The 15,895-nt window shown below is 34.1% G+C and carries 15 protein-coding genes; 7 read left to right on the forward strand and 8 right to left on the reverse strand.

Annotated features, from left to right (window positions below; all coding sequences use genetic code 11):
* The first annotated feature begins 30 nt into the window (after positions 1-30).
* The gene (locus HM982_RS03290) at positions 31-2,811 is read left to right on the forward strand and encodes an outer membrane beta-barrel protein (RefSeq protein ID WP_179351690.1); all 2,781 of its coding nucleotides are present in this window, start codon (positions 31-33) and stop codon (positions 2,809-2,811) included.
* On the opposite strand, the gene HM982_RS03295 is transcribed toward HM982_RS03290, so the two are convergent.
* From HM982_RS03295 to HM982_RS03320, 6 genes are all read right to left on the reverse strand, one after another.
* Positions 2,808-3,314, reverse strand: coding sequence for a TPM domain-containing protein (locus tag HM982_RS03295; RefSeq protein WP_179351691.1), 507 nt, complete (start codon positions 3,312-3,314; stop codon positions 2,808-2,810). The genes HM982_RS03290 and HM982_RS03295 overlap by 4 nt on opposite strands.
* Positions 3,315-3,385: 71 nt before the next feature.
* Entirely contained in the window at positions 3,386-4,219 is an 834-nt protein-coding gene (locus HM982_RS03300) for a TPM domain-containing protein (RefSeq protein WP_179351692.1), read from the reverse strand.
* Positions 4,219-4,656 (reverse strand): TPM domain-containing protein, encoded by a 438-nt coding sequence (locus HM982_RS03305; protein WP_179351693.1) that lies wholly within the window; start codon positions 4,654-4,656, stop codon positions 4,219-4,221. Before HM982_RS03305 ends, HM982_RS03300 begins: the two co-directional genes overlap by 1 nt.
* A 13-nt stretch (positions 4,657-4,669) precedes the next feature.
* The gene (locus tag HM982_RS03310; RefSeq protein ID WP_179351694.1) at positions 4,670-5,266 is read right to left on the reverse strand and encodes a LemA family protein; all 597 of its coding nucleotides are present in this window, start codon (positions 5,264-5,266) and stop codon (positions 4,670-4,672) included.
* 12 nt (positions 5,267-5,278) lie between these two features.
* Positions 5,279-5,608 carry a MerR family transcriptional regulator gene (locus tag HM982_RS03315; protein ID WP_179351695.1) on the reverse strand — a complete coding sequence of 110 codons (330 nt, stop codon included), beginning with the start codon at positions 5,606-5,608 and terminating at the stop codon, positions 5,279-5,281.
* A 1-nt stretch (position 5,609) separates the two neighbouring features.
* Positions 5,610-6,581, reverse strand: coding sequence for a M23 family metallopeptidase (locus tag HM982_RS03320; RefSeq protein ID WP_179351696.1), 972 nt, complete (start codon positions 6,579-6,581; stop codon positions 5,610-5,612).
* Positions 6,582-6,802: 221 nt separating this feature from the next.
* On the opposite strand from HM982_RS03320, the gene alaS reads away from it, so the two are divergent.
* On the forward strand, positions 6,803-9,442 hold the full coding sequence (gene alaS, locus HM982_RS03325; protein WP_179351697.1) for an alanine--tRNA ligase: 2,640 nt from the start codon (positions 6,803-6,805) through the stop codon (positions 9,440-9,442).
* A 222-nt stretch (positions 9,443-9,664) separates the two neighbouring features.
* Positions 9,665-10,615: a GSCFA domain-containing protein gene (locus HM982_RS03330; protein WP_179351698.1), complete on the forward strand. Its 951-nt coding sequence runs from the start codon at positions 9,665-9,667 to the stop codon at positions 10,613-10,615.
* A gap of 28 nt (positions 10,616-10,643) precedes the next feature.
* Here the strand turns inward: HM982_RS03330 and coaD are convergent, their stop codons facing one another.
* Both coaD and HM982_RS03340 read right to left on the reverse strand, forming a co-directional pair.
* A complete protein-coding gene (coaD, locus tag HM982_RS03335; RefSeq protein WP_179351699.1) occupies positions 10,644-11,102 on the reverse strand; it encodes a pantetheine-phosphate adenylyltransferase in 459 nt (152 codons plus the stop codon).
* 123 nt (positions 11,103-11,225) lie between these two features.
* Positions 11,226-12,203, reverse strand: coding sequence for a D-alanine--D-alanine ligase (locus HM982_RS03340; protein WP_179351700.1), 978 nt, complete (start codon positions 12,201-12,203; stop codon positions 11,226-11,228).
* Positions 12,204-12,354: 151 nt separating this feature from the next.
* Between HM982_RS03340 and HM982_RS03345 the strand changes: the two genes are divergently transcribed.
* The 4 genes from HM982_RS03345 (at position 12,355) to HM982_RS03360 (ending at position 15,894) form a co-directional block, all read left to right on the forward strand.
* Positions 12,355-12,903, forward strand: coding sequence for a PASTA domain-containing protein (locus HM982_RS03345; RefSeq protein ID WP_179351701.1), 549 nt, complete (start codon positions 12,355-12,357; stop codon positions 12,901-12,903).
* Positions 12,904-12,912: 9 nt separating this feature from the next.
* Entirely contained in the window at positions 12,913-13,953 is a 1,041-nt protein-coding gene (locus HM982_RS03350) for an RluA family pseudouridine synthase (RefSeq protein WP_179351702.1), read from the forward strand.
* A 426-nt stretch (positions 13,954-14,379) separates the two neighbouring features.
* Positions 14,380-15,138 (forward strand): peroxide stress protein YaaA, encoded by a 759-nt coding sequence (yaaA, locus tag HM982_RS03355; RefSeq protein WP_179351703.1) that lies wholly within the window; start codon positions 14,380-14,382, stop codon positions 15,136-15,138.
* A 30-nt stretch (positions 15,139-15,168) separates the two neighbouring features.
* Positions 15,169-15,894: a hypothetical protein gene (locus HM982_RS03360; RefSeq protein WP_179351704.1), complete on the forward strand. Its 726-nt coding sequence runs from the start codon at positions 15,169-15,171 to the stop codon at positions 15,892-15,894.
* The last annotated feature ends 1 nt before the right edge of the window (position 15,895 follow it).

The raw sequence follows: 15,895 nt of genomic DNA on the forward strand, positions 1-15,895 counted from the left end.
TGCGGCTATTCATCAATCAAATCAATCATCATGAAAAAACTAACTCTAGTTTTTGTACTTCTATTTGCATTACATTCATTTTCTCAACAAAAATCATTTGAACTTACAGGCACATTAAAAGCTGTAGATACCCAGCTTCCCTTAGAGTCCGCTACCGTTTATTTAGAACGTGTAAAAGATAGTTCGGTAGTGACTTATACAATCACTGACAGGGATGGGAAATTTAAAATTGAAAATACTACGTATGATAAAAGTTTAAATTTCTACGTGTCATATGTAGGTTATAAATCATATTTTAAAGAAATAGCAATAGATAAAGAAAAGATTGATTTAGGCACTATAGAGATGCCTTTAGATAATCAGTTAGGTGAAGTTGTAATAAAGTCTACGGCACCAATAACAATTAAAAAAGATACTTTAGAGTTTAACGTTAAATCATTTAAGACGAAAAAAGATGCTAATGTTGAAGACTTGTTGAAACAATTACCAGGTGTAGAAGTTGATGAAGAAGGCGGTATAACCGTAAATGGAAAACCCGTAAATAAAATTTTGGTAAACGGGAAACCTTTTTTTGGTGATGATCCTACAATAACAACTAAAAACCTGACCAAAGATATTATTGAAAAAATTCAGGTTGTTGATACCAAAACCAAATCGGAAGCTTTTACAGGTGAAGAAGGTGATAAAGAAAACAAAACGATTAACCTTACTATTAAAGAAGAAAATAATAAAGGTGTTTTTGGGCGTGTGTCCGCAGGCGCAGGAACCGATGAGCGCTATGAATTTGCAGGTATGGTAAATCTCTTTGATAATGACAGAAGAATAAGTGTACTTGCAGGAGGAAATAATACCAATTCGCCAGGCTTTAGTTTTGGTGAAATTTCAAAAATGTTTGGTAGGGGAGGAAGCGTCATGTTTAATAGCAACGGCTCTTTTACTATAGATGGTCGTTCGTTTGGAGGTGGTGAAGGTATTACTACTTCACAAAATGCGGGTGTTAACTATGCTGATGTTATAGGAGAAAAAACCGATGTATCAGCAGATTATTTTTTCTCCTCTAGTAATTCTGAAAATGAATCGTCATCTGAACGTGAAACTATTTTATCCGATTCACGATACTTTACCAATTCAAATTCGAGATCACTTAATGATACGGATAATCATTCCTTTAATTTAGAATTCGAAATTGAAACAGATTCTACCTTTCAAATTAATATAGAGCCTTCTTTTGGTTATACTAAATCTAGAACACGTTTTAACAGTAACGAAGAAACCTTAGATGAAGCTATGCTGTTAACCAATCAATCTAATGTTAATTCAAATGTAGAGCGTGAGGTTAGACGTTTTTCAAATGACATCTCTGTAACTAAACGATTGGGTAGTCGAGGTGCCTTTATTAAGGCCGAGTTAGAAACACGTGTCGATCAACAAGAAAGTGATGACTTTTTAGAATCAAATACAGAGGTTTTTGGTAGCAATGCAGAAATTATAGATAGAAATCAGTTTACAGATGGTGAGAATAATGGTTATGGTATTTCTGCAAAATTATCCTACAGATTACCTATCATAACTAAAAAATTCTTTTTAAATTTTGATTATGAGTATGCTAGAGATAAAGATAATAATAGAGCGAGTACTTTTGATTTTAATAATGCAACACAAGATTTTACAGATTTTAATACGGATTTAAGTACGGACTTTCAATATACAGATTACAGAAGTATTCCATCTGCAGGATTGTCATATAGGGGTGAAAAATTATCTGGAAGTTTCGATTTAGGTTATAATATTAGAACTTTAAAAAATCAAGATTTATTACGGCCACAATTTAATGTAGAGCGCAACTTTGACAATATAGAAGCAAATTCTTATATAAGCTATAAGTTTAGCCCAAAGTCTTCTATCTATGTTAATTATTGGTTAGAAAATCAGCCGCCAGGATTGCGACAATTGCAAGCCTACGAAGATGTGTCAAATCCGCTTCAAACCATCATTGGTAATCCTGATTTAGAACCGTCTAACAACCATGGTCTTTATCTTGGGTTTAATGGGTTTGATTGGCAAAAGCGTACAGGCTTTTATCTTGGCGTTAATGCTAGTATTACAGATAATCAAGTGGTGTCTAAAACGACTGTAGATGAAGAAACGCTTAAGCGAACTACGACTTATGTCAATGTTGATGGTAATTATAATATTGGTTCTTGGGTGAATTATAGTAAAGATTTTAAAGTTGATACGTTAAGAACTATTAAATTAAAATTGCGAGCAAATTATAACATATCAGAAAATATAAATTTTAATAATGATGTTAAATACGCAAGTAAATCCGATAGAATTTCACCAAGATTAGGTGTTGATTTTATTTGGGATAACGTTTTAGAATTTAAACCTTACTATCAGCTAAGTTACACTAATACGGCTTATGATATTGAGGCATTTGAAGACCGTCAATTTACAAGTCATAATGCAGGTGTTAAAACAGCTACTTTTTTGCCTAAAAACTTTGAGTGGCGAAATGATATTAACTTCAATTACAATCCTAATGTCGCAGATGGTTTTCAGAAAAGTGCTTGGTTTTGGAATTCAACTTTAGCGTATAGTATGTTTAAGGATAAGGCTATTGTAACATTAAAAGTGTACGATTTGTTAAACCAAAATACCAACGCCAGACGTATTGCAACACAAGATTATATAGAAGATCGACAAAGTACTGTTCTACGACGCTATTTTATGCTCAGTTTAAGCTATAAATTTAACAGCTTAGGAAGTAAAGGGGAAACAGGAGGTAATGAAGTTTTCTTTATGGATTAATCCCAAAGTTGAATTAGAGAATCAATCGCTTTATCGACGCCTTTATAATAATTTTTGATTTTAAATTGCGGAACCATAAGTTGATCAATAATAGCTTTACAGTCACTATCTGAAATAGTTTGTGCTGTTCCCTCGCCTGTAGAAATGACCATTTTTCTGTCAGATTTAGAAATGGTGATGAGTAAACCGTTGTCTTTTTCTCTTGTGCCAACTCCCCAAGAATTAGCAACATCAGTTCCGAAATGTTGAATTGTAGTCTGCTGAGGTAGAGTATCTATAGTGAGAACAGCCATTTGGTTGGTGGACGTTTTCTCATATTGAATAATTTTTTCAGTTAAAGCATCATTTTCAGTATCCGAAAATAAATTTGCCAAATCCACCACGACATGTTGTGATGTGTTTTTAGGAATGTGAGATGTTGTTAGGCTTTCTGATTGTTTACCTTTACAATTTGAAAGTAATACTAAAAATAAAAGCGTAGAAAATAAAAGTTTCAATCGCATAATTAAAAGGATTAAATCATTAAAAAAATACTAAGTAAATGCGACTGAAAACGGTGACTGTAGACTAAAAACTACCAGCCACCAGAAGCGCCTCCACCGCCAAAGCTTCCGCCGCCGAAACCGCCACCAAAGCCTCCGCCACCAAAACTACCTCCGCCAGAGCTGCCGCCAAAACCTCCAAATCCACCAGATGAGCCTTTGGAGTAACTGCCACGTCCCATATTGCTTAATATAATAGCTTCAAGAAGGCCACCAGTTCCAGAACGATTACCTCTGTTACCACCACTTCCGCCACCACGACTTTTAGAAATAGCAATAACGAAGATGATAAATATAATCGCTAAAAAGAGAATTACTCCCGCAGGGAATTCGTCACTTGCAGTTTGTCCTGAGCTTTTGTATTCGCCAGTCATTACTTCAAATATAGCATCAGTAGCACGGTTCAATCCGCCGTAATAATCATTGCGTTTAAAATACGGAATAATATCATTGTTTATGATGCGTTTACTCATAGCATCGGTTAACAGATGTTCAGTACCTTGCCCGGTACTGATATTTATTTTTCGGTCATCTCTAGCCAGAAGAATAAAAATTCCATTGTCTTTATCGGCTTGTCCAATACCCCATGCTTCGCCCCATTGCGCACCTAAATAATTAATGTATTCGCCGTTTGTAGAGCTAATTATAGCGACAACAATTTGTGTAGAGGTCGAGTCTGAATATCGTATAAGTTTTTGCTCTAAATTATTTTTTTCTACAGGCGATAACAATTGAATATCATCGTCGTAAACACTGGTTTGATTTTTTGGTTTTTCAGGAATGTCATACTGTGAAAATCCAAGTAGTGGCGTTGCGAAAAGCAGTAGTAGTATTGCTTTAAGCACTATTTGTTTTTTTTGTTGCATTACCCTTTTGAGATTGTATTATCTAATTCGTTTTTATCATCTTCATCCCACGGAAAATGTTGAGATAAAGCTTTTCCTGCCTCTTTAATACCTTCGATTAAGCCTTGTTTAAAATTGCCAGATTTAAATTGTGCTGCAATTTTATCGCGGGTAGAATTCCAGAAGTCAGCACCGACAATATTATTAATACCTTGATCGCCAAAAATTACAAATGATTTATTATTTACAGCAACATAAATTAAGACACCATTGCGTAGCATAGTATTGTCCATTTTTAAAAAATGAAAAACTTCTAAGGCGTGCTCATATACATCCGTATCGCATTGCTGTTCTATGTGTACGCGAATTTCACCAGAGGTCGTGCCTTCTGCTATCCTAATAGCTTCAACAATTTCGGCTTCTTCTTTTGGCGACAAGAACTGCTCAATGTTTGGCATAGGTTAGTACAGTTTAAAAGTCAAAATTAACATCTGTTGCATTTTCGCTACCTGGATCAGATTTATATCTAGGCATATCTTCAAAACCAAACCATCCGGCTAATATGGTTCCAGGAAATTTAGAAATGTGTATGTCGTATATATTCACTTTCTCATTAAAACGATCTCTAGCGATGTTAATGCGATTTTCTGTGCCTTCTAATTGACTTTGAAGTTCTAAAAAGTTTTGATTGGCTTTTAGTTCAGGGTAACGTTCAACTGAGACTAATAATTTTGATAATGCACCACTTAAGCCTGTTTGTGCTTGTTGAAATTGTGCCATGTTTTCAGCAGTAAGATTAGTCGCATCAATATTGGTAGAAGTTGCTTTTGCTCTTGCTTCAATGACATCTGTTAATGTAGATCTTTCAAAATCTGCAGCACCTTGTACGGTATTTACCAAGTTGCCAATAAGGTCATTTCGTCTCTGATAAGAGCTTTCTACATTAGACCAGGCTGTTTTAGCATCTGCTTCGTAAGTTACAGCGGTATTGTTAAAGCCTACGGCCCATCTATAGATTCCAAATGCAATAATTGCAATTACTATAACAGGAATTAACCATTTTTTCATGATAGTTTCGTTTTAAAGTTGTGTTTTAATTTTAGTTAGTTGTGCTTTTATGCTCTCTAGCTTATTGATAATTTCAAACTTCTCTAGAGCTTGTTTTTTTTCTTCTTTAAGGTGTGTTTTAGCACCGTCAAGAGTAAAACCTCGTTCTTTTACTAAGTGGTAAATAAATTTGAGATTCTTAATGTCTTCGGGTGTAAATTTTCGGTTGCCTTTGGCGTTTTTCTTAGGTTTTAAAACATCAAATTCTTTTTCCCAAAACCGAATTAAGGAAGCATTTACCTTAAAGGCTTTGGCAACTTCGCCAATACCATAATATCGTTTTTCTGGTAAATCTATATGCATCTTAATCGAGAGATTGGTTTTCTAATGATGCTTTTCTAAGCAAGATATCGTATTCTTCAGCAGATAAATTACCGTAATAGAAATTTATTGGATTGATACGTTCACCATCTTTAAAAACTTCGTAATGTAAATGTGGTGCTTCCGAACGTCCTGTACTTCCTACAAAACCAATTAAATCGCCACGTTTTACACGTTGATTCACTTTTACATTGTATTTGTACAAATGGGCATATAATGACACATAGCCATAGCCGTGATCGATTCTAATATGATTTCCATATCCTGTAGATCGGCTATCTGCACGTTTAATAACGCCGTCACCCGAAGCATAAATTGGGGTGCCTCGAGGTGCCGTAAAGTCCATACCAAAATGGAATTTTCTGACCTTAGTAAATGGGTCTGTTCTGTAACCATAACCAGAGGCCATACGTGTCATGTTTTCATTACTAATAGGTTGAATAGCTGGGATGGCTTCTAAAAATTTTTCTTTGTCTTCAGCTAATTTTGCAATTTCATCTAAGGATTTTGACTGTACTACAATGGCTTTCTCTAAAATGTCAATGCGTTGGTTACTTTCTGCAATGAGTTTAGAATTGTCAAACCCTTCATATTTTTTGTAACGATTAATACCTCCAAATCCAGCTCTACGTTGTTCGGTTGGTATGGGGTTCGCTTCAAAATAAAGCCTATAAATGGCATTGTCGCGTTCTTCAACATTCTCTAAAGCGGCAACGGCATCATCCATACGTTTGTTAATCAACTCGAATTGTAACTCCATGTTTTGTAACTCCCTTGCCATTTGTCGTTCTTTTGGCGACTCAATATATTGACTAATTATAAAGAAAGAGAGGAATCCAAAGAGTGCTGCAGCAGTTAAAAATACGGTTGCATACTTTAAGGTTGTTGTTTTCTTACGCTTTATTTTACGATAAGAAAGCGTTTCAGAATCATAATAATATTTTACTTTAGCCATGTTTGAATTTATGCTATTTTTGCAGCTAATAAACGCACGAAGCAAGCGTCTTATTATTAGCGAAACGTCCAAACCTACAAAATAAATATTACATAATATTTTAATGTAGTTAATTTATAAGTTCAGTAACACCAAAATCTAAATTAAAATTTGGTGAGTAAAGATAAAGAATTGTTTTGCATTTTTCGCAATTAATTAAAAACAAGCTATAATTTCAGTATATGAAGTCTCAAGAAATTCGTTCTAAATTTTTAAATTTCTTTGAAGGAAAACAACACCTTATTGTTCCTTCTGCACCAATGGTATTAAAAGATGATCCCACATTAATGTTTGTTAACGCAGGGATGGCACCTTTTAAAGAGTATTTTTTAGGAAATGCTGAACCAAAGAGAAACCGAATTACAGATTCGCAAAAATGTTTGCGTGTTTCTGGTAAGCACAACGATTTAGAAGAAGTTGGTTATGACACGTACCATCATACCTTATTTGAAATGTTGGGTAACTGGAGTTTTGGAGATTATTTTAAAAAAGAAGCTATTGCATGGGCTTGGGAGTTACTAACCGAAGTTTACGGAATTGATAAGGACATTTTATATGTTACCGTTTTTGAAGGGAGTACTGACGCTGATCAACTAGAATTAGATTCCGAAGCTTATGATATTTGGAAACAATATATTTCTGAAGACCGTATTTTAACAGGGAATAAAAAGGATAATTTCTGGGAAATGGGTGATCAGGGGCCATGTGGACCTTGTAGTGAAATCCATGTGGATATTCGTTCAGCTGAAGAAAAAGCGAAGGTTGATGGTAAGTCTTTAGTTAATATGGACCATCCGCAAGTGGTTGAGATTTGGAATTTGGTCTTTATGCAATATAACCGAAAAGCCAACGGGTCTTTAGAGGCATTGCCAAATAAGCATATTGATACCGGAATGGGATTTGAACGTTTGTGTATGGTATTACAAGATGTGAAATCTAGTTATGATACCGATGTATTTACACCAATTATTCGTGAGATTGAAACCATAACCGATAAAAAATATGTAGGGACAAGTGGCGATTTGTCCGAAGCGCAAGAAGAAATAAATGTCGCCATTCGCGTGATTTCCGATCATGTTAGAGCCGTTGCATTTTCAATAGCAGACGGCCAATTACCTAGTAATACAGGTGCTGGCTATGTGATTCGTAGAATTTTACGTCGCGCCATCCGTTACGGATTTACATTTTTAGATAAAAAAGAACCCTTTATTTATAGATTGGTTGATGTTTTGAGCAAAAAAATGGGCGAAGCTTTCCCGGAGTTGCGTTCACAAAATGTATTGATTGAAAACGTAATTAAAGAGGAAGAAGCTTCTTTTTTAAGAACCTTAGATCAAGGTTTAGTTTTGTTAAACCGTATTGTTGAAGAAACAAAAGGTGATACCGTTTCTGGTGAAAAAGCATTTGAACTTTATGATACTTATGGATTCCCTATTGATTTAACAGCCTTAATTCTGTCTGAAAAAGATTTAAAACTCGACGAAAAAGGGTTTAAGGAGCACTTAGAAAAACAAAAAAATAGATCGCGTTCGGCAAGTGAAACATCTACTGAAGACTGGACCGTTTTATTCGTTGATGATGTTCAAGAATTTATTGGTTACGATACCCTAGAAGCTAATGTAAAGATTGCAAAATACCGTAAGGTTACCTCTAAAAAAGAGGGAGAAATGTATCAGTTGGTATTTAACTTAACGCCATTTTATGCCGAAGGAGGTGGACAAATTGGAGATAAAGGATTTTTGCAAGGGCCGCATGGCGATGTGATTTATGTTTTAGATACTAAGAAAGAGAATAATGAAACGATTCATTTAACCAAAAATTTACCAGAGCATCTTAACGAAAGTTTTAAAGCCGTTGTAAGTAGTGAGCATAGAGCATTATCATCGAGTAATCATACAGCTACACATTTACTACACCAAGCTTTAAGAGCTGTTTTGGGGGATCATGTAGAACAAAAAGGCTCTTTAGTAAAACCAAAATCCTTACGTTTCGATTTTTCTCATTTTTCTAAGGTTACACCTGAGCAATTACAAGAAATAGAAGATTTTGTAAATGCCAGAATAGAGGGTAAGCTGCCTTTAGAAGAGCAACGAAATATCCCTATGGATAAAGCACTAGAAGAAGGTGCTATGGCGTTGTTTGGCGAAAAGTATGGTGATACGGTTCGAACGATTCGTTTTGGTAAGTCTATGGAGTTATGTGGAGGAATACACGTAAAAAACACTTCGGATATATGGCATTTTAAAATAGTTTCAGAAAGTGCTGTAGCAGCAGGAATAAGACGTATTGAAGCCATTACAAACCGAGCGGTTAAAGATTATTATTCAGAAAATAATGCCGCTTATTTAGAAATGAGAGGTTTGTTGAATAATGCAAAAGAACCTGTGAAGGCTTTAGTTAATCTACAGGATGAAAATACGGATTTAAAGAAGCAGGTAGAAGCCTTATTAAAAGACAAAGCAAAAAATATTAAAGGCGAATTAAAAAGCGAATTAACCGAAATTAACGGTGTTCAGTTTTTAGCTAAAAAACTCGATTTAGATGCTGCTGGTATAAAAGATGTTTGTTTTGAGTTAGGAAGTCAGTTTGATAATTTATTTTTATTGTTTGGAGCTGAAACTAATGGAAAAGCCATTTTGTCTTGTTACATCTCTAAGGAAATAGTCGCTACTAAAGATTTAAATGCGGGTACTATTGTTAGAGAATTAGGAAAACACATCCAAGGTGGTGGTGGTGGACAACCGTTCTTTGCTACTGCAGGTGGAAAGAATCCTGATGGTATTGAGGCTGCTTTGCAGGCTGCTAAGGGTTATATAAGTTAAGAGTGTTTTTCGCGCAAAGACGCTAAGGCGCAAATAAAAAATGAAGAAAACATTAGTTTCTTTAGTTATAATGGACTTTTATGACTTTGCGAGAATACTCATCTGAGTAATCCTTTACTGGAAAAACATGTGAATCAGAATGAAAAATTAATATCAATAAAGTTATTTCTAAAGTCGTCCAAGTAAATTTTTGCGCTTCTTTGCCTTTGCGAGAAAAAAAACATGAAACTACAAACACAAATACCGCTAAAACCACAACAACACAATCAAATAGATTACAACTCTAAATTGTTGTTACTGGGGTCGTGTTTTTCGGAAAATATAGGAGAGATCTTTCATTATTTTAAGTTTCAATCTACGGTTAATCCTTTCGGAATATTATTTCAACCTCTGGCAATAGAAAGCTTAATTACTAATGCCATAAATGAAAAGGTATATACAGAAAGCGATCTCTTATTTCAAAATGAACAATGGCATTGTTTTGAAGCACATTCTCAGTTAAGTTCCGCTTCTAAAGAAGACATTCTGCAGCGTTTAAACCAACAAATTCAATTTGCAAATCAACAAATTACAACAGCATCCCATATTATAATCACTCTAGGAACATCTTGGGTGTATAGAGAAAAAGCGACAGATACTATTGTTGCCAATTGCCATAAAGTTCCGCAAAAGCAATTTTTAAAAGAATTACTTTCGGTGGACACCATTACAGAATCACTTAAGGCTATCATTGCCTTAATAAAAAGTGTGAACCCTAAAGTAAGTTGCCTGTTTACGGTCTCTCCAGTTAGACATACAAAGGATGGATTTGTAGAAAATATGCAAAGCAAGGCGCATTTAATTTCTGCAATTCACAATGTAGTGGAACCAAGGCAACAAAACTATTATTTTCCGTCGTACGAAATTGTGATGGACGAGCTTCGTGATTATCGATTTTATGCAGAAGATATGATTCATCCAAACCAAACAGCCATCTATTATATTTGGGAAAGATTTCAAAAGGTATGGATGTCAGAAGCAGCTTTTGAGATTATGGATAGGGTTGAAACGATTCAAAAAGGACTTCAGCATAAACCATTTAATTCTGATTCAGAAGCACATCAGAAATTTTTGAAAAATCTAAAATCTAAAATAGAAAAACTTCAAGAAAAGCATCCCAGCATAGCCTTTTAATAGTTGTGAAGAAAAGGTAATTTAAAGTTTATTTATTCACTCTAACACTTTCAGGAACAAGCACTGTATAGTCACCATTATTTCTAAGGACATCTCGCACAATTGAAGACGATATAAAAGACGTTTTAGAGGAGGTCAATAAAAATACCGTTTCAATTTTAGAAAGTTTTCTATTGGTGTGTGCTATGGCTTTTTCAAATTCAAAATCAGCAGGATTTCTTAGTCCTCTTAATATAAATTGAGCATCTATTTCCATACAAAAATCAATTGTTAGCCCTTTATATGTTACCACCTTTACTTTAGGCTCGTTGATAAATGCATTTTCTATAAAAGCTTTACGTTCTTCTAAAGAAAACATATAGTTTTTCTCTGCATTGATTCCGATAGACACTATAACTTCGTCAAAAAGTTTAATGCCTCTTTTTATAATGTCGTAATGACCGTTAGTTAAAGGGTCAAATGATCCTGGAAATATGGCTCGTTTCATGCTAGGGCTCAAAGTAGAGAAAGTCTTAATGATTAAACTTAAACAAATATAGGGAATCTCAATTTAAATAAGACCTTGTTATAATTGAGTTTGTAACTTCATTTTGTGACGGTTAATATCGTTTTAATTTATAAGCGCTTCTTCAATAGCATTATCAAATAAATTTGGCATACTTATCCCTGCTTCGGCGGCTTGTTGAGGTAAAATACTTTCAGTGGTTAAACCAGGCACTGTATTGACTTCTAGTAGATAAGGTTCGTCATTTTTAAAGATAAACTCACTTCGCGAAAAGCCTTGCATTTTAAGAGTTTCATATATTTTTTTAGCTTCAAGACCTACTTTTCTGGCATAATCTTCAGAAATACGAGCAGGTGTAATTTCTTGTGATTTTCCTTCGTATTTAGCTTGATAATCAAAGAAATCATTTTCAGATACAATTTCAGTGATTGGTAAAACAAGAGTTTCCCCTTTGTAAGAAATGACACCAACAGACACTTCTACACCATCTAAAAACTGTTCTATAATAATTTCATTGTCTTCTTTAAATGAGTTGTCTATCGCTGCTTGAAGTTCTTCTTTTTTATAGACTTTAGAAATACCAAAACTACTACCAGCTTTATTTGCTTTGACAAAACAAGGTAAACCAACTTTGGCAATAATTGCATCTTTATCAATAGCATCTCCAAAATTTAGGTAATAGCTCTCCGCAGTTTTAATTCCAAAAGGTTTAAGTGTCGCTAATAAGTCGCGCTTATTAAAAGTTAAAGCGGCTTGGTACATGCTACAACTGGTTTGCGGTATGCCTAACAACTCAAAATAAGCTTGCATATACCCGTCTTCTCCAGGAGAACCGTGAATGGCATTAAAAACACAATCAAAATTGATTTTAGTCTCGTTCACTAAAACTGAAAAATCATTTTTGTCAATCGGAAACTCTTCATCTTTGTCATTAACAAAAACCCATTTATTCTTAAAAATATGAATGCGATAAGGCTTATATTTTTCCTTATCTAGCGTGTTGTATACTACATTACCACTTTTTAGAGAGATTTTATATTCACTAGAATAACCACCCATTATAATTGCGATATTTTTTTTCATGTTTTAAGGTCCACAATAGTGGGCATTTTTAGGTTTAAAAAGTCTTAGTGTAAAAGTATAATATATTTTTTATAAACTAATTGAGTTGTTGATACGTATTTTATTTTTGTGTCGTTATTATTTCTTAGTTTTGTCACCAATTAATTGAATTATGAGTTTTGTAAAGTTTATTACCAGTAAAGTGTTTGTTAAGCAATTGGTATTGGCTATTGTAGCTATTGTAGTGTTGAGTTTTTTAACGCTGAAATGGTTAAAAGTAACCACGAATCATGGGGAATTTGTAATCGTTCCTGATTTAAAAGGAAAATCTTTAAATACGGCTGGCATAGAATTAAAAGACCATGATTTAGCTATGGAAATCCAAGATTCTGCTAATTATAACCCCAATTACCCTAAGTATTCAGTTATTGAGCAAAACCCAGCAGCTGGAGCACAGGTTAAAGAAAATAGAAAAATTTACTTAATCTTAAACCCATCGGGTTACAGAAAAGTAGAAGTGCCAAATATTTTAAAACGAACATTTAGACAAGCTAAGCCACAATTAGAAGCTTTAGAGTTCAAAATTGGCAAAATTATATATAAAGATGCTATTGGCGAAGGCGTAATGTCTATGTCTCATGAAGGCGAATCCATAGCACCTGGTACATTATTACCATTAACCTCTACTATAGATTTGGTTGTGGGTAACGGTAAATTATAAGATACAAAAATGCCAAATATTCCTGATATTTCTGACGACAACGTTAATGACAACGAGCTTTATGAGCATCATGCTTTTAGAGTTGTTGCAGGTCAACAGCCGCTCAGAATCGATAAATACTTAATGAATTTTATAGAAAACGCCACGCGTAATAAAATTCAAGCTGCCGCAAAAGACGGCTGTATTTTTGTAAATGATGTTCCTGTAAAATCCAATTACAAAGTAAAACCTAATGACTATATAACCGTTAAGTTTGAGCATCCACCACATGAGAATCTCCTTATTGCAGAAGATATTCCTATCGATGTAGTTTACGAAGATGACGACTTATTAGTGGTTAACAAACCTGCAGGTATGGTGGTACATCCTGGACACGGAAATTATTCAGGAACCTTAATTAATGCGCTGATTTTTCATTTTGAAAACCTACCTAATAATTCAAGCGAAAGACCAGGCTTAGTACACCGAATCGACAAAGATACTAGCGGTTTATTGGTTGTTGCTAAAACCGAACAAGCCATGGCACATCTCTCTAATCAGTTTGCAAAAAAAACCAGTGAGCGCGAATATGTGGCTTTAGTTTGGGGAAATATAACAGAGGAAGAAGGAACTATTGAAGGTAATATTGGCCGTCACCCAAAAAATAGATTGCAAAACACAGTTTACTTAGATGATGATGCCGAACTTGGAAAACCAGCCGTAACACATTATAAAGTGCTAGAGCGCTTAGGGTATGTTACTTTGGTGAGTTGTAAACTTGAAACCGGAAGAACGCACCAAATCCGTGTGCATATGAAACATATTGGTCACACCTTATTTAATGACGAACGTTATGGTGGTGAGCGCATCTTAAAAGGGACAACTTTTACTAAGTATAAGCAGTTTGTAGATAACTGTTTCAAAATATTACCAAGACAAGCCTTACATGCTAAAACGTTAGGCTTTGTGCACCCAACAACAGGTAAATTTATGCAGTTTCAGTCTGAAATTCCAGAAGATATGACCCAATGTATTGAGAAGTGGCGCCATTATGCAAAGCATGTTGACTAAAAACTAGGTCTCCATGAGCCTTTTTTATCAGATTTTACAGTCAATAATAAACACATTGTATCATCTATTTTTTAGCGTTTCATTTTTCTAAACCTACAAGGATTTTTAAAACCTTGCAGGAAAAAAATGACCAGGCTGTCCATTATATCTTTTTATGTCATCACTTCGTTTACACTCAGTCATTACATAAAAAGGATGCCATTTCCATCCTTAACGCACCTTCCAGAGGTCACTTTATTCAATCTTGCTCGTAGCTTATCAAAGTATCAATTGAGTTGTTTGTATGAATGAATAAGTATTCGTTATAACACTATCAATATTAGTATTAGTTAATACTTTAAACTCCTTCAATTAGATTGTATTTTTGTAATCAAGGAACAATTGTTTAATTTTTAAAAGCGACATCCACTCAAGTGGATTATATATATGAAACTAGTATTATCACCAGCAAAGTCTCTAGATTACGAGACGCAACTACCGACAGAAAAAACAACAGAAGGTCTGTTTTTAAAAGAAGCAGAACAACTTAATGACGTTTTAAAAAAGAAATCTGCAAAGGACTTATCCAAGTTAATGCATATCTCAGATAATTTAGGACAATTAAATTACGAGCGTAATCAAGATTGGGAATTACCATTCACTAAAGCTAATGCCAGACCAGCTATTTACGCATTTAGTGGTGATGTTTATAGAGGTATAGATGCCTACACCATTGCTACTGATAAGCTAGACAAGGTAGAAGATACTGTACGAATTCTTTCGGGTTTATATGGGGTTTTAAAACCTTTAGATTTAATTCAACCTTACCGATTAGAAATGGGAACAAAGATGCCTGTCGGTAAAAACAAAAACTTATATGAGTTCTGGAAAAAGAAAGTCACGCAGGCCTTAAACGATGAGTTAGCAGATGATGAGCTTTTTGTAAACTTAGCAAGTAATGAGTATTTTAAGGCTGTTGACACCAAAGCTTTAAAAGTTCCTGTTGTAAATATTGTTTTTAAAGAATTTAAAAATGATAAATATAAAATTGTTGCGTTTTATGCCAAATTAGCTAGAGGTTTAATGACCCGATTTATTATTGATACGGATGCTAAAACAGTAGACGACCTTAAGGCTTTTAATTACGAAAATTATGGTTTTAGCGAAGCTTTGTCTTCTAAAAATGAGTTGGTGTTTACTAGGTAAAGTTGATAAAAAAAAACTAATTTAGTTGCTATGTTTTACATCTTACTTTTAGTACTCAAAGTCTATTGTATTTATCACGCTTTTAAAAATAACAAGCCCTTTTATTGGTACCTCATTATTTTTATAATTCCTATAATTGGACCATTACTTTATATTATTACTCAAGTTTATAATAGAAATGATACTCAAAAAATACAAGAAGAAATTACAACCGTCTTAAATCCTACAAAACGAATAAAAGATTTAGAAGCGAAACTGAAATTTACAGATACCTATGCTAACAGAATTGACTTAGCAGATGCTTATTATGCTAATAAAGACTTTGAAAAAGCGGTTGTTAATTATAATATTACTTTAGAAGATACAGTTCAAGATGCTTTATATGCGAGACAAAAGCTCATATTAAGTCATTTTCAACTTGGTAATTATGCTGATGTCATTACCCAAGCTGAATTTATAAAGGACAAAAACGAATTTAAAGGATCTAAACAGCAGTTTTGTTATGGATTAGCTCTAAATGAATTGGGTAAGGTTAATGAAGCAGAGGCGCAATTAAAACAGATAGACCGTCCGTATTCTAATTACGTGGAACGTTTAGAATTAGCAAAATTTTACGTTCAAAATGATAAAACTTCTGAAGGCAAAGCTTTGTTAAATGAAATATCTATAGAGTCTAAAAGTCTAACCCAACCTAATAGGAAACTTTACGGTGCCACAATTGTTGAGGTAGAGCGTATGCTGGCTTCAATTAAATAAA

The sequence above is a fragment of the Winogradskyella vidalii genome, assembly GCF_013403955.1.
In the GTDB taxonomy this organism is placed as follows: domain Bacteria; phylum Bacteroidota; class Bacteroidia; order Flavobacteriales; family Flavobacteriaceae; genus Winogradskyella; species Winogradskyella vidalii.